Source organism: Gordonia sp. C13 (assembly GCF_023218005.1).
GTDB lineage: Bacteria > Actinomycetota > Actinomycetes > Mycobacteriales > Mycobacteriaceae > Gordonia > Gordonia namibiensis.
This window is the reverse complement of the sequence record NZ_JALPSY010000001.1, coordinates 62393-84982: the sequence shown is the minus strand read 5'-3', so window position 1 is coordinate 84982 and position 22590 is coordinate 62393. Positions and strand designations below refer to the sequence as shown.

Sequence of the window (22590 nt, the reverse complement as noted above, 5' to 3'; positions counted from 1 at the left end):
AGGAAGGTGAATTGTGGACGATTTACAGATCTTCGGCTTGGTGGTGGTGGTACTGCTGGTCGTGTTCGTGGCGGTGGTGCTGGCCAAATCGGTGGCGCTGATCCCACAGGCGGAGGCCGCGGTGATCGAGCGTCTCGGCCGCTACACCCGCACCGTGTCCGGGCAGTTGACGCTGCTGCTGCCGTTCGTCGACCGGATCCGTGCGCGGGTCGACATCCGTGAACGGGTCGTGTCCTTCCCGCCGCAGCCGGTGATCACCGAGGACAACCTCACGCTGTCCATCGACACCGTCGTCTACTTCCAGGTCACCAATCCGCGTTCGGCCGTCTACGAGATCGACAACTACATCGCCGGTGTCGAGCAACTCACCATCACCACGCTGCGCAACGTGGTCGGCGGTATGACTCTCGAAGAGACGCTGACCTCCCGTGACTCCATCAACGGGCAGCTGCGCGGCGTGCTCGACGAGGCGACCGGCCGCTGGGGCCTGCGCGTCGCCCGCGTCGAACTCAAGTCGATCATGCCGCCGCCGTCGATCCAGGAGTCGATGGAGAAGCAGATGAAGGCCGATCGCGAGAAGCGCGCGACGATCCTCACCGCCGAGGGCCAACGCGAGTCGGCGATCAAGACCGCCGAGGGCAACAAGCAGTCGCAGATCCTCGCGGCCGAGGGTGCCAAGCAGGCCGCGATCCTCGCCGCCGAGGCGGAGCGGCAGTCGCGCATCCTGCGTGCCCAGGGTGATCGTGCGGCCGCCTACCTGAACGCACAGGGTGAGGCGAAGGCCATCGAGAAGACGTTCGCGGCGATCAAGGCGGCCAAGCCGACTCCGGAACTCCTTGCCTACCAATACCTCCAGCAGTTGCCGGAGATGGCGAAGGGTGAGGGCAGCAAGGTCTGGGTGGTGCCGTCCGACTTCGGCTCGGCGCTCCAGGGTTTCGCGAAGTCCTTCGGCATCCAGGGCGACGACGGCGTGTTCCGGTACGAGCCGACCGACTCGCCGCCCTCGCAGATCGACGAGTCGGAGACCGAGGACTGGTTCTCGCTGGCGTCCGATCCGAAGGTCGCGCAGGCTGTCGCCGAGGCCGAGGCGGTGGCCCGCAAACCTGTCGCCCCCGAGATCGGCACCGGCGTGGGCCGGTCGACACGCTCCGCATCGCTCGACGCCGCGGTCGAGGAGACCGGTACCACACCCGGTTAGACCGGCGGTCAGGCGGTGATGAGGTGTTCGATGCCGGCGAGGCCGATGGCCCACAGCACCGACGCGAAGGTTCCCATGATGAACTGCTCGGACGCCTGCGGCGCACGTAGCTCGGGATAACGCGCAAGGCTCTTCACCGCCAGGATGATCGCGAGTCCTTCCGGCCACCCGGCCATCAGCGTCGTGACGACGGCCAACCGCTCGAGATAACCGATGACACGGCCGCCGCGGAGCGGCCCGACCTCGTTCGGGTCGGACGGTGCGGGGTCCGCGTCGTCCGGGGTCTCGGCGTGGTCCGGGGCCTCGGTGTCATCGTCGTTCTCCGAGGCGGGCGTCGGCGCCGGGTCCCCCCGGACGCCACCCAGTTTCAGTACCGCCCGCACCACGGGGCCGCCGCCGGTGACCGCCGCGACAGCTGTGATCACGGTCGCCGTCGCGGCGTCGAGCCCGATCGCGGGTCCGGCGGTGGCAGCGACGATTGCCGTCGCCGTGGCGAGTCCCAGCAGGACCGTGAGGCCGATCGCGTGCACGATGGTCGCCGACCGCGGCACGGTCAGACCCTCGAGTGCGCGGTGACGCAGCAGCTGCTCCACCCCGAGCCACAGCACAGGCGTGACGGCGGTCAGGACGAGGAGGGTGAGGGCGATCCCGGTCATCGGACCACCGTCGCATCCGGGGCCTGCTCGCCGACATGCCGGCGGTCGGCCTCGGCGAGTGCATCGGCGAGCAGCTCCAGGGAATCGGGTTCCAGATCCCAGCCGGCGGCGCGGAGTCGTTGGCTCATCGCCTGGGGTGTGATGTCGAGGACGCCCGCCGCGTCCGCCTGGGTGAGTCCGCGTCGCATGAGGGCCACCGCCTCGATCCCGGCCGCACTTCGGGTGGCGACGATGTCGCTGATCAGGCGGCCGGCGGTTTGAGCGTGGCGGCACCATCGGGCATCGGGACCGCGTACGCACAGGGGTATGCGCTGGCGCTTGGCCGCCTCGACCGCGTCCCGGGCGTGGACGAAGGCGGCTCCACGTCCTGCGCGGGTGGACGAGGGGAGAGGCTGTTCGACATCCCCGGTGCCGATGCCCACGCTCCAGTGACCGTCGGCGGTCAGTTCGACGGCGAGCTGTGCCAGGGTCTGCGGATCATCGAGGACGCCTTGGATCTCGTCGCCGGCGGTGCGCTCGAAGGGGCGAACCGTGTCGACGTCGCGGAGCCGTTCCAGAACGGCTTCGACCCGGTCGACGTCGGTGCGGCTGCCGCGCTGATCGACGGTCATGACAAACATCACACAAGCCTACGGACTTGAGTAACTGCGATCAAGCCTTAGGGCTGGATTAATCAGGCTTGTGAACTTGATTCGACCTGATCAAGTCCGGAGGTTTGAGTGCTTCCGGTGGATACCGGCAACCGGGCGTCGAGGATCAGCCCGGCGATCCCGACCGCGAAGAGTGCTCCGCTGACCAGCAGCTGGGCGGGGTTGGCGCCGCCGGTCAGCGAATCGCCGAGCATCACCACGGCCGCGGTTCCGGGAGCCATGCCGATGATGCTCGCGACGGTGAACGGCAGCGGTCGTACGGAGGACAACGCAGAGCAGTAGTTCGCGACCGAGAACGGGCAGGCCGCGATCAGGCGGAGCGAGCCGACGGCGAGCCAGCCGCGCCGTTCCAGGCGGTATTCGACGGCCTTCACGACCGGCTTCTTGAGGAACGGTCGAACCCGATCGCGGCCGAGGACCCGCACGAGTCCGAAGGCGGCGACCGCCGCGATCGACGAGGCGATCATCGCGCCGACGAAGCCGACGAAGGGGCCGAAGAAGATCCCGGACATGACGGTGAAGGTCGAGCGGGGGATCGGCGCGATCGTGACCACGGCATACGCCGCGAAGAACAGCCACGGGAAGGCCGGGCCGAGGTCGTCGCCCCATGCGCGAACGCTGCCGATCGAGGGGAGCGGGATGAGGTAGGAGCCGAGCAGGACCACTGCCACGACCGCGGCGGCGACGAGCGCGCGCCGGACGACCCGGCGGTCGAAGGCGACCCGGCGTCGACTGCCCGTCACGTCTGGTGTTACCTCGGTGACGGGGGCTGGCTCGGGCACCCAGACACTCTACTCTGGAGTTCACTGGACGCCTCCACGTCGCGACCAGCTCGCACCCCTCCGGGTGGCGTAGCTCACGCCGACCTCGTTGATGGGCCGAGCGAGCGATCGGCTAAGGTCGTGTACGCGCTCGCACAGAGCATTCACGGAGGTGTGCTTCCCCACATGCCACAGCAAACTGACCAGCCCAAACCCGAGTCAGATCTCGGCCGTACAGAACTCGATCAGGCCTACCAGGCGTGGTCGAAGGCCGCCGCGGCCGTTCTGGCGAAATCACGTCGGGTCGACGTCGACGAGCTCCCGGATACACCGGAAGCACTGCTCTCGACCGACACCGCCGACGGGCTGACCATCCGGCCGCTGTACACACGTCGCGACGAGACGACCGAACCCGGTCTGCCCGGTCGGTTCCCGTTCGTCCGCGGTGCCGACCCCGCGCGGGACGTCACCACCGGGTGGCGTGTCACCGAGCGGTTCGGCGACGACGAGACTCCGGCCGAGGACGCCAACGAACTCGTTCTCGAGGCGATGGCCAACGGCACCAGCGGACTCTGGCTCTCCATCGGCAAGCCCGGTGGCGGTCTCGGTGTCGCCGACCTCGCCACGGTGCTGCGCGGCGTCTACCTCGACCTCGTGCCGGTGACGCTCGACGCCGGCACGGAGGGCATCGCCGCCGCCCGGGAGCTGCTGTCGCTCAAGGAGAAGGCGCAGGCCGCACCGGTCGCCGCGCCTCCCACCGCCGCGACGACCCATTCCTTCGGTCTCTCGCCGCTGACCGCGGCGTTCTCCGGACGGGCGACCGTCGACGCCGACGAGGCCACCGCCCTCGCCGCGTCGAACCTGCCCGCCGGGGTCCGGACCTTCCGCGTCGACGGCAGCGACTTCGCGACCGCCGGCGCCGACAACGGCCTCGAGCTCGCGCTCGTGGTGGCCGCGGCCGTCGCGCACCTGCGTGACCTGACCGCCGCCGGTCTGTCCGCCGAGGCGGCCCTGGGCCAGATCACCTTCGGGGTCTCCGCCGACGACGACCAGTTCGCGACGATCGCCAAGTTCCGTGCGCTGCGCAAGATCTGGGCCCGCGTGGCCGAGGTCGTCGGCGCACCCGACGCCGGCGGTGCACTGACCCACGGCGTGACGGACCTGTCGATGTACAGCCAGCGCGACCCCTGGGTCAACATGCTGCGCAGCACCATCGCGGCCTTCGGTGCGGGTGTCGGCGGCGCCGATCAACTGACGGTCCTTGCTTACGACGCGACGATCCCGGCCGACAAGCGCACCTCGAGTGCGTCCTTCTCGCGCCGCATCGCCCGCAACACCCAGCTGCTGCTGCTCGAGGAGTCCAACATCGGACGCGTCCTCGACCCGGCCGGTGGTTCGTGGTTCGTCGAGTCGCTGACCGACGACCTCGCCGCCAACGCCTGGAGCGTCTTCACCGAGGTCGAGGCCGCCGGTGGCTACCGCGCCGCCCTCGACAGCGGCTGGATCGCCGAGAAAGTCGACGCCTCGCTGGCCCGCCGCGATGCCGAGGTCGCGCACCGTCGCATCTCGGTCACCGGTGTCAACGAGTTCCCGAACATCGACGAGCGGGCCCTGTCCGACGCCCAGGGTGCCTCGGCGTCCGGCGTGACCGACGTGGTCACCGGAACCCCGAAGCTGGCCCGTGTCGGCCGTGCCTTCGAGGAGCTGCGCGACCGCTCCGACGTGGCGTTGTCCGAGAAGGGCGCGCGCCCGTCGATCCTGCTGATCCCGCTGGGCAGCGTCGCCGAACACAACGGGCGCACCACCTTCGTGGCCAACCTGCTGGGCGCCGGCGGCATCACCGTGGTCAACCCCGGCCCGCTGAGCGCGGACCAGATCGGCGACGCGGTCGCCGGTGCGAACACCCCGATCGCGGTCATCTGCGGCACCAAGGCCCGCTACGCGGAGGAAGGTCCGGCGGCCCTCGCCGCCGCCCGTGCGGCCGGTCTGTCGAAGGTCCTGCTCGCCGGTCCCGACAAGGAATGGCCCGAGTCCGACGATCGCCCGGACGGTTCGCTGCGGGTCGGCATCGACGCGGTGAGCACGCTCTCCGAACTCCTCGATCAGCTTCTCTCAACCTCGGGAGCGACGGCATGACCCAGACCGAACCCAATCCGACACAGTCGATCCCGAGCTTCGCCGGGGTCGAGCTCACCGACGGGACGGCTGCTGCGGCCGCCGGGCCCGGCGCACCCGTCACCGAGGAACTGGCGTCGGCGCACGGCTACTCGGTCGACCAGGTCACCTGGAACACCCCCGAGCAGATCGACGTCGCCCCGGTGTACACGCGCACCGACCGCAACGCGATCCTCGACGACGCCGAGCACCCGTACCCGCTCGACTCGGTCCCGGGTGCGGCGCCGTTCATCCGCGGTCCGTACCCGACGATGTACGTGAACCAGCCGTGGACGATCCGCCAGTACGCGGGCTTCTCGACCGCCGCCGAGTCCAACGCCTTCTACCGCCGCAACCTCGCGGCCGGTCAGAAGGGTCTGTCGGTGGCCTTCGACCTCGCGACCCACCGCGGTTACGACTCCGACCACCCGCGCGTCGCAGGCGACGTCGGTATGGCCGGTGTGGCGATCGACTCGATCCTCGACATGCGTCAGCTCTTCGACGGCATCGACCTGGGCAACGTCTCGGTGTCGATGACGATGAACGGCGCGGTGCTGCCGATCCTGGCGCTCTACGTCGTGGCGGCCGAGGAGCAGGGTGTGCCGCCGGAGAAGCTGGCCGGGACCATCCAGAACGACATCCTCAAAGAGTTCATGGTCCGCAACACCTACATCTACCCGCCGAAGCCGTCGATGCGGATCATCTCGAACATCTTCGAGTACACCAGCCAGAAGATGCCGAAGTTCAACTCGATATCGATCTCCGGCTACCACATCCAGGAAGCCGGTGCGACCGCCGACCTGGAGCTGGCCTACACGCTGGCCGACGGCGTCGAGTACATCCGCGCCGGTCTCGAGGCCGGTCTCGACATCGACAAGTTCGCACCGCGTCTGTCCTTCTTCTGGGGCATCGGCATGAACTTCTTCATGGAGGTCGCCAAGCTGCGCGCGGCGCGTCTCCTGTGGAGTGAGCTCGTCGCCGAGTTCGGTCCGAAGAACGCCAAATCGCTGTCGCTGCGCACACATTCGCAGACCTCGGGCTGGTCGTTGACCGCGCAGGACGTGTTCAACAACGTGGCGCGCACCTGTGTCGAGGCGATGGCCGCGACCCAGGGTCACACCCAGTCGCTGCACACCAACGCGCTCGACGAGGCGATCGCCCTGCCGACCGACTTCTCGGCCCGCATCGCCCGCAACACCCAGCTGTTGCTGCAGCAGGAGTCGGGCACCACCCGCCCGATCGACCCGTGGGCCGGCTCGAACTACGTCGAGACGCTGACCCACCAGCTGACGCAGAAGGCGCGCAAGCACATCCGCGAGGTCGAAGAGGCCGGCGGCATGACCCAGGCCATCAACGAGGGCCTGCCGAAGCTGCGCATCGAGGAGGCCGCGGCCCGTACGCAGGCCCGCATCGACTCGGGTCAGCAGCCGCTGATCGGCGTCAACAAGTACCAGGTGGCCGACGACGAGGAGATCGAGGTCCTCAAGGTCGAGAACTCCAAGGTGCGCGCCGAGCAGCTGGAGAAGCTCAACACCCTTCGCGCGCAGCGTGATTCCGCTGCGGTCGAGGCGGCCCTGGCCGACCTGACCCGCGCCGCGGCGTCGTCGGAGGGCGGCCTGGAGAACAACCTGATGGCCCTGGCCATCGAGGCCGCACGTCATCAGGCGACGGTCGGGGAGATCTCCGAGGCGCTCGAGAAGGTCTACGGTCGTCATCAGGCCGAGATCAAGACGATCAGCGGCGTGTACCGAAATGAGGCGGGCGAGGTGAGCAACATCGACGCGGCACTCGAGGCAGTGCGCCAGTTCGCCGAGGCCGAGGGCCGCCAGCCGCGCGTGCTGGTGGCCAAGATGGGCCAGGACGGTCACGATCGCGGCCAGAAGGTCATCGCGACCGCCTTCGCCGACCTGGGCTTCGACGTCGACGTGGGCCCGCTGTTCGCCACGCCGGAGGAGGTGGCCGCGCAGGCCGCCGACAACGACGTGCACGTGGTGGGTGTGTCCTCGCTGGCTGCCGGTCACCTCACCCTGGTTCCCGCGCTGCGGGAGGCGCTCAAGGAAGTCGGCCGCGAGGACATCATGATCGTCGTCGGCGGCGTCATCCCGCCGGGTGACTTCCCCGAGCTGTACGAGGCCGGCGCCGCCGCGATCTTCCCGCCCGGATCGGTCATCGCCGACTCGGCCGTGGAGCTCATCGGCAAGCTGGCCGACACCCTCGGCCTGGAACTGCCCGGGGTGGCCGCGAACTGATGGCGGACGGTACTCGGCGTCGGGTCGACGTCGACGCGCTGGCCGATGCGGTTCTCGCCGATCGCCGCGCCGATCTGGCGCGTGCGATCACCCTGGTCGAGTCCAAGCGTCCCGATCACCGGGCTGCGGCGCAGGAACTGCTGCTGAAGCTGACCCCGCACGCGGGTAACTCGTTCCGGGTCGGCATCACCGGTGTCCCGGGCGTGGGCAAGTCGACGACCATCGAGGCGCTCGGCATGCACCTGGTCGAACTGGGGCACAAGGTGGCGGTCCTCGCCGTCGACCCCAGTTCGACGCGTACCCGCGGCTCCATCCTGGGCGACAAGACGCGCATGGGTCGGTTGTCGACGGAGAAGAACGCCTACATCCGCCCCTCGCCGACCTCCGGCACGCTCGGCGGGGTGGCCAAGGCCACCCGTGAGTCGATAGTGCTGGTCGAGGCCGCCGGTTTCGACGTCGTGCTCGTCGAGACCGTCGGCGTCGGGCAGTCCGAGGTGACCGTCGCCAACATGGTCGACACCTTCACCTTCCTGACGCTGGCCCGTACCGGGGATTCGTTGCAGGGCATCAAGAAGGGTGTCCTGGAACTCGCCGACGTGGTCGTGGTGAACAAGGCCGACGGCAAGCACCTCAACGAGGCGAAGGGCGCCGCCCGCGAGCTGCGCAACGCACTCGGGCTGATCTACCCGCACGACGCCCTGTGGACCCCGCCGGTCCTGACGATGAGCGCGATCGAACGGACCGGCGTCGACGAGTTCTGGAACACGGTCGTCAAGCACAACCAGACCCTCAGGGAGGCAGGCGAGTTCACCGCCCGTCGCAACCAGCAGCAGATCGACTGGACGTGGTCGATGGTCCACGACATCGTGCTCAGCCGGCTCGCGGAGTCGCCCGGCGTCCGCGACATCCGCGACGAGGTCGAGGACGAGCTGCGCGAGGGCGTGCTGACACCGGCACTCGCCGCGCAGCGCATCGTCGACGCCTTCGACAATCGCTGAGGGCGTCCCCGCTCAGCCGATCAGCGGGGCGAGTGTCTCGCCGAGCAGTGAGACGCGCCCCGGCACATGGCCGTTGGCCGCGGCGTTGACGGTGAAACCGTCCACACCGGCCGCCAGCATGTCTGCATAGCGCGCCGCGACCTCGTCGGGGTCACCGATGATCGTCATACGGCGCCGCACCTCGGCTGCCGGGGTTCGCTCGACATATGCCTCGTACTCGGCAACCGCCTCGTCGTGCGTGGGCGCCATGCAGACGTAGGTCTGGATGCTCACGGTGATCTCCGAGCGCTCCCGACCGAGCCGGTCGCAATGTTCGGCGAGGACGTCGAGCTTGCGCGGGATGTGGTTCGGCGGACACAACAGGTTCGACTCGTCGGCGTACTGTGCGACCATTCGCAGGGTTTTCTGTTCGCCGGCCCCGCCGATCATCACCGGGATCCTCGACAGCGGCGCAGGAACGTTCAGTGCCTCGGACACCTGGTAGCGCTTGCCGTCGACGCTCGGTCGCTCGCCCGCGAGCATGCCGCGGATGATCTGCAGTGCCTCTTCAAGACGCTCGAACCGGTCGGTGAAGGTGCCGAACTCGAAGCCGAGCGAATCATGTTCGAGCTCATACCATCCCGCGCCGATCCCGAGTTGGCCCTGGCCGCCGGACACGATGCCCAGTGCGGTGACCGTCTTGGCGAGCAGGGTGGGGTTCCGGTAGGTGTTGCCGGTGACGAGCGACGACAGTCGCACGGTCGAGGTGTGCTGGGCGAGGGCCGAGAGCAACGTGTAGCACTCGAACATCGGATCGTGCGGCTCGCCGAGCATCGGCAGTTGATAGAAGTGATCCATCGCGAAGACCGTGTCGAACCCGGAGTTCTCCGCCTCCTGCGCCTGCGCGACGACGGTGGGGAAGAGCTGATCCGCGGGAACGTCCGCGTAGGTGAAGTTGGCGATCTGGTATCCGAGTCGGGTCACGGTTCAACCCTAGGTGGACACGCGTCTCAGATCCGGACGAAGGCGCGGGCGAAGGCGCCGATCGTGTCGATCAGGTCGTCGAAGACGGCGTCGAGGTCGGTGGCGGTGGCGATCCGGGCGTTGGGGCCCAGCGGCGACATCCAGCGTTCGTCGGCGACGGTCATTCCGCGGGTGAGCGTGCCAACGAGCTCGACGTCGACCCGTGCCGGGATGGTCGTGACGAGATCCGGGTTCAGGGCCACCATCGCCGCGAACGGGTCGTGGAGATGGGCGATGTAGCCCTCGTCGTGGTCGTGATGGAACTCGAAGTAGAAGCGCAGGGCGTTGGTGAGATGCCGGATGATCTCGTTGTCGGCGACCGAGCGCAGACCCCGTTCGTCGCCCGGGTCGGGGCATTCCAGCGGTGAACTCCCCGATGCCGCGGCGAGACGCACCACATGGTCCGGGGTGAGCACGACCTGTTCGGTGAGATCGAGCGCGCACACGATGGGTTCCGGTGCGCCGGCGGTGCCGAATGCGGCGAAGACCTCGGCCGCGGCCTCCGGGTCGACCGCGACGTTCCATTCCGAGGTCGGCGTCGTGTTGCCGTGGGTGTGGAAGGCCCCACCCATGATCACCAGGCGTCGGAGACGGGAGGGAAGGCCCGGGTCCCGGCGGATCGCGGTCGCCAGCGACGTGAGCGGCCCGGTCACCAGCCCGACTAGTTCGCCCTCGTGCGCTCGCGACGCCTCGATCCAGGCATCCGGGGCGTCGAGGTGGCCCGGCGTGATGGTCGGCGTGGGCAGCTCGGCGTGGCCGACGCCGAGCGGGCCGTGTGTGTCCTCGGTGGTCATGAGTTCGGCGACGAGGGGTGCGACCGGCCCGACGTGCACGGGGATCTCCGGGCGGCCGCAGAGTTCGAGCCAGGCGAGGTTGTTGGTGGTGACCACGTCGACCGGGACGTTGCCGGCGGTCGAGGCGATGCCGACGAGCTCGACATCGGCGCGTGCCAGCAGGTAGAGCAGCGCGACCGAGTCGTCGATGCCGGTGTCGCAGTCGAAGAACAGGCGCTGGGTCACGACACAATTGTGCCCGGTGTGGGGCGAGGGCCCGCGTGTCGCCCCGGGGAATCCCTAGAATTCGACGCTCAGGGAGCCGGGCGGATCGCCGTCGGCGCGGCCGCGGAGGAAGCAATGCACAGACCACGACGTCCATTGGCGGTCCTTGGCGTGTGCGCGGCGCTCCTGCTGTCCGCGTGCGGCGGCGAGGACAGGGGGAGTGGTACGCCCGTGCCGGTACCGCCCGACCCGGTCCTGACCCCGGTGGTGGGGTCGGTGTTGTTCGCGCCGACGCCGTTCGCCGGGTCGGACGGGTCCGCCCATCTCGTCTACGAGGTGTCGCTGACCGACTTCATGCGCACCCCGGTCACGATCACCGGGGTCAAGACGCTCGACGCCGGGGCTGCGGGCACTCCCTAGTTGAGCGGCCTCGACCAGACCGGGGTCGCGGGACGGCTCAAGCCCACCGGTGCGGCCTCCGTCCCGCCGAGACCCGATGTGCCCGAGGGCTATTCCGAGGTCCTCGCACCGGGGCAGAACGGTGTGCTGTTCCTGCATCTGCAGTTCGAGGGTGAGGCCCCGAAGAAGCTCGTCCACGAGATCTCGGTCCGTGCCGACGGGGCGCCGCCGCAGATGCGGGAGACCACCGAGCGGATCGCCGAGGTCGAAGTGAACGACGCCGTCGTCCCGGTCCTCGGTCCGCCGCTGATCGGCGAGGACTACATCGCCGCCGACGCCTGCTGCGACGCGGTCCGTCACACGCGCGCGATCCTGCCGTTGGACGGCACCCCCGTCGTCGCCCAGCGGTACGCGGTCGACTGGGAACAGGCCGGACCCGACGGGAAGATCTTCGTCGGTGACGCCAAGGACCCGGCGAGCTACCGGATCTACGGCGACGACGTGCTCGCCGTCGCCGATGGAACCGTCGTCGCCAGTCGCAACGATCTGCCCGAGCAGGTACCGGGGGAGTTCCCCGCGAACCTGCCGATCGCCGACGCCGACGGCAACAATCTCGTCGTCGACATCGGCGACGGGTTCTTCGTGAACTATGCGCACATGCAACCCGGATCGGTGCGGTTCAAGCCGGGGGATCGGGTACGACGCGGCGACGTCATCGGCAAGGTCGGCAACACCGGAAACTCGGTCGCACCCCACCTGCATGTCCATGTCATGAACGGACCCTCGTTCCTGATGTCCCAAGGTGTGCCGAGTGTCACCGACCTGTTCATGATCACCGGCCGGGTGGACGACACGGAGGCGTTCGACGCCTCGGAGAGCACCGGCGTCCCGCTCGAGATGGCGCCCGGTGTGACCGTGTCCACACCGCAGGACCGAATGATCCTCGATCAGAACGTCGTCACGTTCCGCGCAGGCTGACAACGGTTTTCGGCGTAGGCCGCGCCGATCTCGGGGCGATCACGACTGGACAACGATCTCATCGTCCGTACGGTCGGGGTCATGACCATTCAGAACCTGGCCTTCGAATGGACCGAGACGAATCGCGAATGGATCATTGAGAATCCGATCCGGATCGTGGCCTACATCCTGGTCGCGCTCATCGTGCGTTTCGCCATTCACCGCACCATCGACAGGGCGACCCGTCCGCGGTCCCGAGACGGCGAGAAGTCGCGCGGAGCGACCCTCATGCGCGGTCTGCGGCCCAAGACGGTGACCACCGAGCGCAGCGCCCAGATCGCCGCCAGACGCGCCCAGCGGGCGGCGACGATCGGTTCGGTGCTGAAGTCGACGGTGTCGATCGTGCTGCTCGTATGGGTGGTGCTGTCGGTGTTGAGCGTCCTCGGTGTGAACATCGCGCCGTTCATCGCCTCCGCAGGCATCGTCGGTCTGGCGATCGGTTTCGGTGCACAGAACCTGGTGCGCGACTTCGTCACCGGTGTCTTCATGCTGCTCGAGGACCAGTACGGGGTCGGTGACATCGTCGACCTCGGCGAGGCCATCGGCGAGGTGGAGACGGTGGGACTGCGGGTCACCACGCTCCGCGACATCGACGGCACCCTCTGGTATGTCCGCAACGGCGAGATCGCCCGCGTCGGCAACATGAGCCAGGAGTTCGCGGTCGCCCGCGTCGACACCCCGGTCGCACCGGGCGCCGACATCGACAAGGCGCAGCAGGTCGCCGCCGAGGCGGCACGGCGGGCCGTCGAAGACGACGACACCGACATCCTCGGAGCGATCGAGATGCTCGGCGTGCAGGAGGTGTCCTCGGAGCAGATCGTCCTGCGCCTGACGGTCAAGACCAAGCCGAACGGACAGTGGGCCGTACAGCGCCGGCTGCGACGCGCGATCCTTCAGGCCTTCGTGGAGAACAACATCGCTCTGCCGTACTCGCGGTGGGGATCACTCCTGGAGACTGCCGGTACCTGAGCCCGGGATATCGAGCTCCGACAACGAGAAAGCCCCCGGCCGGAGCCGGGGGTTTTCTCGTCGTTCTGCGGTGTCCGAGGGGGGACTTGAACCCCCACGTCCGTTAATAGGACACTAGCACCTCAAGCTAGCGCGTCTGCCATTCCGCCACTCGGACTTGCTCTGCTGCGTTGCTCCGGCGGGGATTTCTCCTCGCCATCTCGCGGCAGCGGGATAACACTAACCGAGGTTGCCCGTGTATCCCAAATCCCGTAGGAGTGAGGGGTGTCTTCACAGTCTGCGACCACTGAAGTAGTCGATCTCGTCAGCCGGTTGATCCGGTTCGACACCTCCAACACGGGGGAGCCGGAAACCACGAAAGGCGAGGAAGAGTGCGCCAAATGGGTGGCGCAGCAACTCGAAGAAGTGGGATACACCACACAATACGTCGAATCAGGTCGTCCGGGCCGCGGGAACGTCTTCGCACGGCTCGCCGGACCGCCCGATTCCGATCGCGGTGCCCTGCTGATCCACGCACATCTCGACGTGGTGCCCGCCGAACCGGCGGACTGGAGCGTCCACCCGTTCTCCGGTGCCGTCAAGGACGGCTACATTTGGGGACGCGGCGCGGTCGACATGAAGGACATGGCCGGGATGGCGCTCGCGCTCGCCCGCCAGTTCAAGCGCGACGGCACGGTCCCGCCGCGCGAGATCGTCTTCGCGTTTCTCGCCGACGAGGAGGCCGGCGGGGCCTGGGGCGCCCACTGGCTCGTCGAGCACCGCCCCGACCTGTTCGAGGGGATCACCGAGGCGGTCGGCGAGGTCGGCGGCTTCTCGTTGACCGTCGACCGACCCGACGGCACCCAGAAGCGCCTGTACCTCGTCGAGACGGCGGAGAAGGGCCTGGGCTGGATGCGCCTCACCGCCGACGCGCAGGCCGGCCACGGGTCGTTCCTGCACTCGGACAACGCCGTCACCGAGGTCGCCGAGGCGGTGGCGCGCATCGGCCGACACACCTTCCCGCTCGTGATGACCGACTCGGTGAGCCAGTTCCTCGCCGAGGTCAGCGCCGAGACCGGTCTGGATTTCAACCCGGAGGCGCCAGATCTCGAGACCTCACTGTTCAAGCTCGGCAACCTCGCCCGCATCATCGGCGCGACACTGCGCGACACGGCCAACCCGACCATGCTCAAGGCCGGGTACAAGGCCAACGTCATTCCGCAGAAGGCCGAGGCCGTCATCGACTGCCGCGTGCTGCCCGGACGGCAGAAGGCGTTCGAAAAGGAGATCGACGAACTCATCGGGCCCAATGTGACCCGCGAGTGGATCACCCACCTCGACTCCTACGAGACGAGTTTCGACGGCCACCTCGTCGACGCCATGAACGACGCCATCCTCGCGCACGACGAGCACGGAAAGACCGTGCCCTACATGCTCTCTGCGGGCACCGACGCCAAGGCGTTCGCCAAGCTGGGCATCCGTTGCTTCGGCTTCGCGCCGTTGCAGCTGCCGCCCGACCTCGACTTCGCGGCGCTCTTCCACGGCGTCGACGAGCGCGTCCCGGTCGACGCGGTTCTGTTCGGCACCAAGGTGTTCGAACACTTCCTGCTCCACAGCTGAACCCTCACATAGAGTGAGAACCAGATCGTTCCGATGCGCGAAACGTCAGAAAGGTGAACACATGTCGTCCTTCGACCCGTACTCCCCGCTACCGAGCCTGCCCGGTTTCACGCTGACCTCGGAAAGCCTCACCGACGGATCGCCGCTGGCCAACGGTCAGGTGAGCGGGATCATGGGCGCGGGTGGAGAAGACCTGTCACCCCAGCTGAGCTGGTCCGGATTCCCCGCTGAGACCAAGTCTTTCGCGGTCACCGTCTACGACCCCGACGCACCCACCGCGTCCGGTTTCTGGCACTGGGCCGTCGCCGACATCCCCGTATCGGTCACGAGCCTCCCCGAGGGCGCCGGTGACGAGGACGGCACGGGTCTGCCCGACGGTGCCGTGACCCTGACCAACGACGCCTCGCTGCGTCGCTACATCGGGGCCGCGCCGCCGCCCGGACACGGACCGCACCGCTACTTCGTCGTCGTCCACGCCGTCGACACCGAGTCGCTGAACCTCCCCGAGGCGGCCACCCCGGCCTACCTCGGCTTCAACCTGTTCTCCCACGCGATCGCCCGCGCGACCCTGGTGGGCACCTACGAACAACCCGGCGAGAACGTCTGACGCAGGGCGATTCGCTAGGGCTGGTGGGCGGCGGCGCAGCCGACCGCGTCGGAGATGGACGCGAAGCCGCCGGCGCGCACCCGCTCGGCGAGACCGGCGTGCAGCTCGTACAGCCAGAGCGGTCCGCCGTAGATGAACCCGGTGTAGACCTGCAGCAGATCGGCGCCGGCGCAGATGCGTTCCCAGGCCTGATCGACGGTCTCGATGCCGCCGACACTCACGATCGCGATCTTCCCGCCCACGCGGTTGTAGAGGCGCCTGAGGACGGCCAGCGACCGGTCGGCGACCGGGGCGCCCGACAGTCCGCCCGCACCGATCTCGCGCACCTCGGCGTCCGGGGTGCGCAGGCCTTCGCGGCCGATGGTGGTGTTGGTGGCGACGATCCCGGCCAGTCCGAGCTCGACGGCGAGGTCGGCGACCGCGTCGATGTCGTCGTCGACGAGATCGGGTGCGATCTTCACCAGGACCGGGACGTGGACCTCGGCCTGCACCGCGGTGAGGATCGGCCGCAGCGAGTCGACGGCCTGTAGGTCACGCAGGCCCGGGGTGTTGGGTGAGCTCACGTTGACGACGACGAAGTCGGCGAGGGGCCCGAGAAGGCCGGCCGAGAGCCGGTAGTCGTCGATGGCCTCGTCGAGCGGGACCACCTTGGTCTTGCCGATGTTGGCGCCGATCGGTGCGGACACCGGACCGCGCCGGACCTCTTTGAGGTGTTCGGCGGCGACGTGCGCGCCCGGGTTGTTGAAGCCCATCCGGTTGATGAGGGCGCGGTCGGCGGGCAGGCGGAACAGGCGCGGCTGCGGGTTGCCGGGTTGCCCCTGGCCGGTGATGGTGCCGATCTCGGCGAAACCGAAACCGATCTGCCCCCAAGCGTTCACGGCTCCGGCGGTCTTGTCGAAACCGGCCGCCAAGCCGATGGGCACCGGGAAATCCACACCGAACACCCGGCTGCGTAGGACCGGATCGTGGTGGGCCAGCAGCTTCGCCACCGGGAACGAGATCACCGAGAACCGGCTCACCGCACGCAACAGCACGAAGACGATGTGATGGATGCGTTCCGGCGGAAGCAGGAACATCAGTTTGAGCAGCAGGGGATAGCACCGCCGGTTGAGTGCGATCAGCACCTTCGTGGCGGTTCGTGCGGTCAGCATGCCTGGGCGCTCCGGGGATCGTGGTCGGTGGAACGGTTCTCGTCGAGTGCGCGGGCCCCGCGGGGCGGACGTTTGCGCTTCAGCAGGACCTTGCGTGTGCCGTCGGAGTAGAGGCGGACCCGCGACAGCTCCCAGCCGCCGAACTCGGCCTCGAGCGCGAGGCGCATCGACGCGGTCACCCGGGTGACGTCCGGCGGCAGCTTCAGCAGGATGTACTCGACGTCCTCCGAGGTGACCTCCCAGCCGGCGGGGTACTTGGCGCCCAAGCGGGCGAAGGTCCGCGAATGCCGCGTGTGGGGTCGTCGGTCAGCGTTCATCGATCACCGACCCGGCTCGACCGCGGTGACGCCCAGAGGGGTGCCGGGCGGCGGGACGACCTGGAGCTTGCCGTCGCGCGCAGACAGGACGAAGACGGTGCCCGCGTCGTCGACGGTGATGGTGTCGGGCTGGACGACAGACGCGAACCGCTGCCTCTCGGTGGGTTCACCGTCGTCCAGGTCATACGCAACCACCTCGTTGTTCCCGGTTGTCGACACCCAGAGCAGGTTGCGGGTGTCGTCGTAGTCTACGGCGTACGGGCCGTCGGCCACCGGGTAGCGGAATCGCATGACCAGCGGCGACCCGAAGAACCCGAGGATCTCGCCGTCGCGGGTGTTCGCGACCAGGATGCGCCCGAAACTGTCGACCGTCGAGTTCGTGGCGCCGTTGCCGGCCCGCAGCGCGGGACCGGGCTCGCCGGACTCCGGGTCGATCGGGGTCACCGACGACTGCGCGCGGTCGAGGACGACGACCTGGCCGTCGAGGTTCTCGGCGGAGGCCGGGGCGGCGGTGAGTGAGTCCACGCGGACGAACTCGCGCAGGTCGTGCTTCTTCTGGAACTCCCCGTTCTCGGACTCGGTGTCGTAGATCAGGACCCGGCCGTCGGCGGTTCCCACGACGATCTGGCCGGACGCGGCACGCACGACCGCGGTCGGTTCATCGGTGTCGAGTTCGGCGGTACGGGCGCGGCCCTCGGCGTCGACGACGACCAGCGAGCCCGGTCCGACGCCGAGGTAGCCGCCGTCGGTGTCCGGGGCGAGCGCGGTCAGGCCCGGCACCTGGACGTGGGTGGGCGGCGCGGTCATCGTGGCGGTGTCGAAGCGGAACAGTTGGCTGCCGTCCGGCGAGACGACGGCAACCGTGCGACCGGAGGAGGCGAGAGCCCGCGAGCCGACGGGTGCGGTGACCGTGAGGCCGGCCGGCTCGGAGGTCGCGGGTGCCTCGACCGCGGTCGCCGGGGCGACGGTCGCGACGTCGGGGGTGCCCGAGTCGTCGGACCCGCACGCCGTGATCATCGCCACACCCACGGCGAGAGTAGCCGCCGCGGCCACCGGCCGACGCAACCGTGCGAGACCTTTCGGGGGCTGGTGACGGGGGCGCGGTCGTCGAGACGAGTGCATGAACCCATCTTGCGTGACCGCTCGCGTGCGACGCTCAGGCGGGTCGACGCGTGTCACCGAGCCGGGTCGGCGGTGGGGGCTCCGCGTAGCATCGGGCGCCGTGACCGACACCATGACCTGGACCCAGTCGATCGTCCTCGGGGCGCTGCAGGGTCTCACCGAGTTCCTGCCGATCTCGTCGTCCGGGCATCTCCGCATCGCCTCGGAACTGATGTTCGGGGAGGACGCCGGCGCGTCGTTCACCGCGGTCACCCAGCTCGGCACCGAGGCCGCTGTGCTGCTGTTCTTCGCCAAGGACATCGTCCGCATCATCGCGGCCTGGTTCCGGGGTCTGTTCTCGGCCGAGGAGCGCAACCTCGATTACCGCATCGGCTGGTATGTGATCTTCGCGACCATCCCGATCGGCATCATCGGTTTCGTCCTCAAGGACCAGATCCGCACCACCGGCCGGAATCTGTGGCTGGTGGCCATCATGCTGATCGTCTTCGCGGGTGTGTTCTGGCTGGCCGAGCGCTACGGCAAGAAGCAGCGTCCGCTGGAGAAGCTGACCCTGCGCGACGGTCTGGTGATGGGTGGCGCACAGTGCCTGGCGCTGGTCCCCGGCGTCTCCCGATCGGGTGCGACCGCCAGTGCGGGCCTGTTCCTCGGCCTCGAACGCGAGGCCGCGTTCCGGTTCTCGTTCCTGCTGGCCATCCCGGCGGTGACGGCCTCCGGTCTGTTCAGCCTCCCGGACGCGTTCAATCCGAGTGGCGAGGGCATGGAGGCCACCGGGCCCCAACTGCTGGTCGCGACGATCGTCGCCTTCATCGTCGGATATGCGGCCATCGCCTGGCTGCTGAAGTTCGTCGGCAATCACTCGATGAACTGGTTCGGTGCCTACCGCGTGGTCCTCGGCGTCGTGCTGATCATCCTGCTGTCGACCGGCGCCATCTCCGCGACCTGACGATCCCGACGGTCCTCGTCGTGTGCGGGTCGCCTGCGCTCTTGCCTATGGTTGTGGCATGACCGTGATCCTTCTCCGGCACGGCCGTTCGACGGCGAACACCTCGGGTGTGCTCGCCGGTCGTAGCCCCGGAGTCCACCTCGACGACCGGGGCCGCGCACAGGCCGACGACCTCGTGAGCCGCCTGGGCGACCACCTCGCCGAGATCAAGGCGGTGGTGCGTTCGCCGCTCGACCGCTGCGCAGAGACCGTCGCACCGTTGCTCGCCGCGCTCGGCACCAACGGCGACCGCCCGCCGGAGGTCGTCGTCGACGACCTCGCCGAGGTCGACTACGGCGGCTGGACCGGACGATCGATCTCCGAGCTGCTCAAGGAGCCGCTGTGGAAGGTCGTACAGCAGCAGCCCTCGGCGGCGGTTTTCCCCGACGGCGAGGGGCTCGCCGACGTCCAGGCCCGGGCGGTGCGCGCCGTCCGCGATCTCGACCGCATCTACGGCGGACCGGACGGTTCCGGGGTGTGGGTCGCCTGCTCGCACGGCGACGTCATCAAGTCGATCGTCGCCGATGCCATGGGAAGCCACCTCGACGCCTTCCAGCGCATCGTCGTCGAACCGGCGTCGATCAGCGTCATCCGCTACGCCTCGTCGCGCCCGTACGTGCACACCGTCAACAACACCCAGAAGCTCTCGATACCGACCCCGCGTCCGCCCGCCGGAGACGATCAGCAGGCCTCCGACGACGCGGTCGTGGGCGGAGACACCGGTGCCACTGCGACGATCCCGGCGACATCGGGATAATGAACACAACAATCAAGGAGGTGTGATGTCCCGAGCGATCCACGTGTTCCGCAGCCCGGACCGGTTCGTCGCCGGCACGATCGGGCAACCCGGTGACCGCACGTTCTACCTCCAGGCCGTCCACGAGACCCGCATCATCAGCGTGATGCTCGAGAAGCAGCAGGTTCAGATCCTCGCGGATCGGATCGGTGCGCTCCTCGACGAGATCCATCGCCGTTTCGGGACCCCGATCCCCCCGGCCACCGATCGGGTCGGCGACCTGAGCCCGCTCGTCATGCCGGTCGACGCCGAGTTCCGGGTCGGCACCATGGGTTTGGGCTGGGACGCCGAGTCCGAGGCCGTCGTGGTGGAGCTCCTCGCCATCACCGAGGGGGAGTTCGACGAGAGTGTCGTGCTCGACGACACCGACGAGGGGCCCGACGCCGTGCGGGTGTTCCTGACCACCGCGGCCGCACGGGAATTCGCCGCCCGCTCGTCGAAGGTCATCTCCGCCGGCCGCCAGCCGTGCCCGCTGTGCAGCGAACCGCTCGACCCCGAAGGCCACCTGTGCGTGCGCACCAACGGCTACAAGCGTGATGCGGAGTTGAGCAAGTCCATCGACTTCATCGACCCCGAGGTCTTCAACAGCCTTGCGGCCCAGACCGATCCGAGCTTCCTCGTCGACGAGGACGACGACGACCCGGAGGGTCCCGACGACGATGATCCGGGCACGTCCGGACCCTCCCACACGTGAGACAGGGGCACGGTCGTTGACGTCGGAGGCCGCGAGCACCCAGCCCGAGCCCTCGGACCCGGTGCCGGCTGAGGTGTCGACGCTCGAGATCCTCCGCGACGGGGAGCTGACGATCCTCGGTCGGATCCCGTCGGCGAGCAACGCCACCCTCGTGTGCGACGCCGTGCTCGACGAACAGACGATCCGCTGCGTGTACAAGCCGGTCCGCGGCGAGGTTCCGCTGTGGGACTTCCCGGACGGCACGCTGGCCGGCCGCGAGGTTGCGTCGTACCTGATCTCGGAGGCCCTCGGCTGGGGTGCCATCCCGACGACGATCCACCGCGACGGCCCGGTCGGCCCGGGGATGGTCCAGCGCTGGATCGAGACGCCCGACAACACCGAACACCCGCCCGTCGAGAACCAGCCCAGGGTCGACCTCGTGGACCTGTGCCCGGTCGACCGGGTGCCGGCCGGCTTCTTCGCCGTCCTGCAGGCCTACGACCCGTACGGCGAACCCGTCGTGCTCGTCCACGCCGACGACCCGCGACTCCAGCGACTCTCGGTGCTCGACGTCGTCCTGAACAACGCCGATCGGAAGGGCGGCCACGTCCTCGAGGGCCTCGACGGCGGGGTCTACGGCATCGACCACGGCATCTGCCTGCACTCCGAGGACAAACTCCGCACCGTCCTGTGGGGCTGGGCGGGGGAGCAGGTGCCCGGACACCTGGTCGCCGATGTCGCCGAACTGGCCGAGAAGCTGGAGACCGACGGGTGCGCGCTGCGGGACGAACTGTTGCGTCACATCACCGTCGACGAGGTCGACGCACTCACGATCCGGGCGATCGTGGTCGCCGAGAGCGAGACCATGCCGCTCCCGCCGGGCCACCGGCCCATCCCGTGGCCCCCGTTCTGACGGCCCACTGTGACCCGCGTCGCCGGCCGGCGCCTCTCCGACCGGGCCGTGAACACCTCGCGGTCCGTGGGCAATACAGTGGACGACATGCAGTCGTGGCCCGATGTGGAACTTCCGGAGGTACCCGGCGAGGGACCTGCCCTTCGCCTCTATGACACCGCCGACCGTGCGGTCCGTCCGGTGACCCCCGGACAGACCGCCACCATGTATGTCTGCGGGATCACCCCGTACGACGCGACCCACCTCGGTCATGCCGCCACGTACCTGACCTTCGATCAGGTCAACCGCGTCCTACGGGACCAGGGACACGACGTCCACTACGTGCAGAACGTGACCGACGTCGATGATCCGCTGTTCGAGCGCGCCGACCGCGACGGCGTCGACTGGCGCGACCTCGGTGCGCGCGAGACCCAACTCTTCCGCGACGACATGACCGCTCTGCGCGTGCTGCCGCCGCGCGACTACATCGGAGCCGTCGAGTCGATCGGCGAGGTCATCGAGGTCGTCGAGAAGCTGCTCGCCTCGGGTGCCGCCTACACCGTCGACGACGCCGAGTACCCCGACGTCTACTTCCGGACCGACGCCACCGAGCAGTTCGGCTACGAGTCCGGCTACGACCGCGAGACCATGGCCCGGTTCTTCGCCGAACGCGGCGGCGACCCCGACCGTACGGGCAAGCGTGACCCCCTCGACGCCTTGCTGTGGCGCGCGAAGCGTGAGGGCGAGCCGTCGTGGGACTCGCCCTTCGGTCCGGGACGTCCGGGCTGGCACATCGAGTGCTCGGCCATCGCACTGAACCGGCTCGGCATCGAGTTCGACATCCAGGGCGGCGGCAACGACCTGATCTTCCCGCACCACGAGTTCTCGGCCGCCCACGGCGAGGCACTCACGGATTCGCGCCGCTTCGCCCGCCACTACGTGCACACCGGCATGGTCGGCCTCGACGGCGAGAAGATGTCGAAGAGCCGCGGCAACCTGGTGTTCGTGTCGGTGCTGCGTCGCGAGGGCGTCGACCCGGCCGCGATCCGTCTGGCCCTGCTCGCCGACCACTACCGCGGTGACCGCATGTGGACCCAGACGGTGCTCGACACCGCCGTCGAACGTCTCGACCGGTGGCGCACCGCCTTCGCCGCACCCACCGGACCCGACGCCGCAGATGTCATCGCGCGCGTCCGCCAGCATCTCGCCGACGATCTCGACACCCCGAAAGCACTTGCCGCAGTGGACGCCTGGAGCGCGGACGTGCGCAGCGGCATCGGCTCGTCGGCGGAGGCCCCGGCGGCACTCGCGGCCGCGGTCGACGCGCTGCTCGGCATCCCGGCGACCCGGCAGAACTGATCCCTCCGGGTCGTGCGGGGCGAACAGTGAGTGACCGCTCT

At 68.7% G+C, this 22590-nt stretch carries 22 protein-coding genes and 1 tRNA gene; 14 read left to right on the top strand and 9 right to left on the bottom strand.

The genetic code is table 11. From position 1 onward, the window contains the following. The first annotated feature begins 13 nt into the window (after window positions 1-13). Entirely contained in the window at window positions 14-1198 is a 1185-nt protein-coding gene (locus M1L58_RS00385) for an SPFH domain-containing protein (RefSeq protein WP_248657445.1), read from the top strand. Between the two features lie 8 nt (window positions 1199-1206). Here M1L58_RS00385 and M1L58_RS00380 read toward each other — a convergent pair whose 3' ends face one another. From M1L58_RS00380 to M1L58_RS00370, 3 genes are read right to left on the bottom strand one after another with little or no spacing between them, the layout of a single operon-like run. Beyond that, window positions 1207-1854 carry a hypothetical protein gene (locus M1L58_RS00380; RefSeq protein WP_248657444.1) on the bottom strand — a complete coding sequence of 216 codons (648 nt, stop codon included), beginning with the start codon at window positions 1852-1854 and terminating at the stop codon, window positions 1207-1209. Continuing rightward, complete coding sequence (locus M1L58_RS00375) at window positions 1851-2474, bottom strand: hypothetical protein (protein WP_248657443.1); 624 nt, start codon at window positions 2472-2474, stop codon at window positions 1851-1853. Before M1L58_RS00375 ends, M1L58_RS00380 begins: the two co-directional genes overlap by 4 nt. 53 nt (window positions 2475-2527) lie before the next feature. After that, window positions 2528-3286, bottom strand: a complete 759-nt coding sequence (locus M1L58_RS00370; protein WP_248657442.1) for a TVP38/TMEM64 family protein — start codon at window positions 3284-3286, stop codon at window positions 2528-2530. 165 nt (window positions 3287-3451) lie between these two features. On the opposite strand from M1L58_RS00370, the gene M1L58_RS00365 reads away from it, so the two are divergent. From M1L58_RS00365 to meaB, 3 genes are read left to right on the top strand one after another with little or no spacing between them, the layout of a single operon-like run. Continuing rightward, the gene (locus M1L58_RS00365) at window positions 3452-5401 is read left to right on the top strand and encodes a methylmalonyl-CoA mutase family protein (RefSeq protein WP_248657441.1); all 1950 of its coding nucleotides are present in this window, start codon (window positions 3452-3454) and stop codon (window positions 5399-5401) included. Next, window positions 5398-7668, top strand: a complete 2271-nt coding sequence (scpA, locus tag M1L58_RS00360; protein WP_248657440.1) for a methylmalonyl-CoA mutase — start codon at window positions 5398-5400, stop codon at window positions 7666-7668. The genes M1L58_RS00365 and scpA overlap by 4 nt, the downstream gene beginning before the upstream one ends. Next, window positions 7668-8666 (top strand): methylmalonyl Co-A mutase-associated GTPase MeaB, encoded by a 999-nt coding sequence (meaB, locus tag M1L58_RS00355; protein WP_154883847.1) that lies wholly within the window; start codon window positions 7668-7670, stop codon window positions 8664-8666. The genes scpA and meaB overlap by 1 nt, the downstream gene beginning before the upstream one ends. A 12-nt stretch (window positions 8667-8678) precedes the next feature. On the opposite strand, the gene M1L58_RS00350 is transcribed toward meaB, so the two are convergent. Both M1L58_RS00350 and M1L58_RS00345 read right to left on the bottom strand, forming a co-directional pair. Beyond that, complete coding sequence (locus tag M1L58_RS00350) at window positions 8679-9629, bottom strand: LLM class F420-dependent oxidoreductase (RefSeq protein ID WP_248657439.1); 951 nt, start codon at window positions 9627-9629, stop codon at window positions 8679-8681. A gap of 26 nt (window positions 9630-9655) precedes the next feature. After that, complete coding sequence (locus M1L58_RS00345) at window positions 9656-10687, bottom strand: nucleoside hydrolase (RefSeq protein WP_248657438.1); 1032 nt, start codon at window positions 10685-10687, stop codon at window positions 9656-9658. Window positions 10688-10897: 210 nt separating this feature from the next. On the opposite strand from M1L58_RS00345, the gene M1L58_RS00340 reads away from it, so the two are divergent. From M1L58_RS00340 to M1L58_RS00330, 3 genes are all read left to right on the top strand, one after another. Further along, window positions 10898-11086, top strand: a complete 189-nt coding sequence (locus M1L58_RS00340; RefSeq protein WP_248657437.1) for a hypothetical protein — start codon at window positions 10898-10900, stop codon at window positions 11084-11086. After that, window positions 11087-12043, top strand: a complete 957-nt coding sequence (locus M1L58_RS00335; protein ID WP_248657436.1) for a M23 family metallopeptidase — start codon at window positions 11087-11089, stop codon at window positions 12041-12043. 81 nt (window positions 12044-12124) lie between these two features. After that, window positions 12125-13051: a mechanosensitive ion channel family protein gene (locus tag M1L58_RS00330; RefSeq protein ID WP_006868255.1), complete on the top strand. Its 927-nt coding sequence runs from the start codon at window positions 12125-12127 to the stop codon at window positions 13049-13051. A 71-nt stretch (window positions 13052-13122) separates the two neighbouring features. Here M1L58_RS00330 and M1L58_RS00325 read toward each other — a convergent pair. Further along, window positions 13123-13208 (bottom strand) — tRNA-Leu (locus tag M1L58_RS00325). A 107-nt stretch (window positions 13209-13315) separates the two neighbouring features. On the opposite strand from M1L58_RS00325, the gene M1L58_RS00320 reads away from it, so the two are divergent. Then, a complete protein-coding gene (locus tag M1L58_RS00320) occupies window positions 13316-14650 on the top strand; it encodes a M20/M25/M40 family metallo-hydrolase (RefSeq protein ID WP_006868256.1) in 1335 nt (444 codons plus the stop codon). Window positions 14651-14711: 61 nt separating this feature from the next. Continuing rightward, window positions 14712-15257: a YbhB/YbcL family Raf kinase inhibitor-like protein gene (locus M1L58_RS00315; RefSeq protein WP_006868257.1), complete on the top strand. Its 546-nt coding sequence runs from the start codon at window positions 14712-14714 to the stop codon at window positions 15255-15257. 14 nt (window positions 15258-15271) lie between these two features. Here the strand turns inward: M1L58_RS00315 and M1L58_RS00310 are convergent, their stop codons facing one another. From M1L58_RS00310 to M1L58_RS00300, 3 genes are read right to left on the bottom strand one after another with little or no spacing between them, the layout of a single operon-like run. After that, a complete protein-coding gene (locus M1L58_RS00310; RefSeq protein WP_248657435.1) occupies window positions 15272-16408 on the bottom strand; it encodes a quinone-dependent dihydroorotate dehydrogenase in 1137 nt (378 codons plus the stop codon). Then, window positions 16402-16725 (bottom strand): DUF5703 family protein, encoded by a 324-nt coding sequence (locus tag M1L58_RS00305; protein ID WP_248657434.1) that lies wholly within the window; start codon window positions 16723-16725, stop codon window positions 16402-16404. Before M1L58_RS00305 ends, M1L58_RS00310 begins: the two co-directional genes overlap by 7 nt. A 3-nt stretch (window positions 16726-16728) precedes the next feature. Continuing rightward, window positions 16729-17790 carry a hypothetical protein gene (locus tag M1L58_RS00300; protein WP_308221782.1) on the bottom strand — a complete coding sequence of 354 codons (1062 nt, stop codon included), beginning with the start codon at window positions 17788-17790 and terminating at the stop codon, window positions 16729-16731. 157 nt (window positions 17791-17947) lie between these two features. Between M1L58_RS00300 and M1L58_RS00295 the strand changes: the two genes are divergently transcribed. From M1L58_RS00295 to mshC, 5 genes are all read left to right on the top strand, one after another. Beyond that, the gene (locus M1L58_RS00295; RefSeq protein ID WP_248657432.1) at window positions 17948-18790 is read left to right on the top strand and encodes an undecaprenyl-diphosphate phosphatase; all 843 of its coding nucleotides are present in this window, start codon (window positions 17948-17950) and stop codon (window positions 18788-18790) included. Window positions 18791-18848: 58 nt separating this feature from the next. Then, window positions 18849-19586, top strand: a complete 738-nt coding sequence (locus M1L58_RS00290) for an MSMEG_4193 family putative phosphomutase (RefSeq protein WP_248657431.1) — start codon at window positions 18849-18851, stop codon at window positions 19584-19586. A 25-nt stretch (window positions 19587-19611) separates the two neighbouring features. Further along, the gene (locus tag M1L58_RS00285; protein WP_248657430.1) at window positions 19612-20319 is read left to right on the top strand and encodes a DUF3090 domain-containing protein; all 708 of its coding nucleotides are present in this window, start codon (window positions 19612-19614) and stop codon (window positions 20317-20319) included. Between the two features lie 16 nt (window positions 20320-20335). Further along, window positions 20336-21211, top strand: coding sequence for an SCO1664 family protein (locus M1L58_RS00280; protein WP_248657429.1), 876 nt, complete (start codon window positions 20336-20338; stop codon window positions 21209-21211). Between the two features lie 87 nt (window positions 21212-21298). Beyond that, window positions 21299-22549 carry a cysteine--1-D-myo-inosityl 2-amino-2-deoxy-alpha-D-glucopyranoside ligase gene (mshC, locus tag M1L58_RS00275; RefSeq protein ID WP_248657428.1) on the top strand — a complete coding sequence of 417 codons (1251 nt, stop codon included), beginning with the start codon at window positions 21299-21301 and terminating at the stop codon, window positions 22547-22549. Window positions 22550-22590: the final 41 nt, after the last annotated feature.

Excerpts from the sequence above, each read along its gene's own strand:
- meaB (WP_154883847.1), top strand. The coding sequence starts at position 7,668 with ATGGCGGACGGTACTCGGCGTCGGGTCGACGTCGACGCGCTGGCCGAT.
- scpA (WP_248657440.1), top strand. The coding sequence starts at position 5,398 with ATGACCCAGACCGAACCCAATCCGACACAGTCGATCCCGAGCTTCGCC.
- M1L58_RS00365 (WP_248657441.1), top strand. The coding sequence starts at position 3,452 with ATGCCACAGCAAACTGACCAGCCCAAACCCGAGTCAGATCTCGGCCGT.
- M1L58_RS00310 (WP_248657435.1), bottom strand. The coding sequence starts at position 16,408 with ATGCTGACCGCACGAACCGCCACGAAGGTGCTGATCGCACTCAACCGG.
- M1L58_RS00305 (WP_248657434.1), bottom strand. The coding sequence starts at position 16,725 with ATGAACGCTGACCGACGACCCCACACGCGGCATTCGCGGACCTTCGCC.
- mshC (WP_248657428.1), top strand. The coding sequence starts at position 21,299 with ATGCAGTCGTGGCCCGATGTGGAACTTCCGGAGGTACCCGGCGAGGGA.
- M1L58_RS00285 (WP_248657430.1), top strand. The coding sequence starts at position 19,612 with ATGTCCCGAGCGATCCACGTGTTCCGCAGCCCGGACCGGTTCGTCGCC.
- M1L58_RS00375 (WP_248657443.1), bottom strand. The coding sequence starts at position 2,474 with ATGTTTGTCATGACCGTCGATCAGCGCGGCAGCCGCACCGACGTCGAC.
- M1L58_RS00290 (WP_248657431.1), top strand. The coding sequence starts at position 18,849 with ATGACCGTGATCCTTCTCCGGCACGGCCGTTCGACGGCGAACACCTCG.
- M1L58_RS00380 (WP_248657444.1), bottom strand. The coding sequence starts at position 1,854 with ATGACCGGGATCGCCCTCACCCTCCTCGTCCTGACCGCCGTCACGCCT.
- M1L58_RS00315 (WP_006868257.1), top strand. The coding sequence starts at position 14,712 with ATGTCGTCCTTCGACCCGTACTCCCCGCTACCGAGCCTGCCCGGTTTC.
- M1L58_RS00330 (WP_006868255.1), top strand. The coding sequence starts at position 12,125 with ATGACCATTCAGAACCTGGCCTTCGAATGGACCGAGACGAATCGCGAA.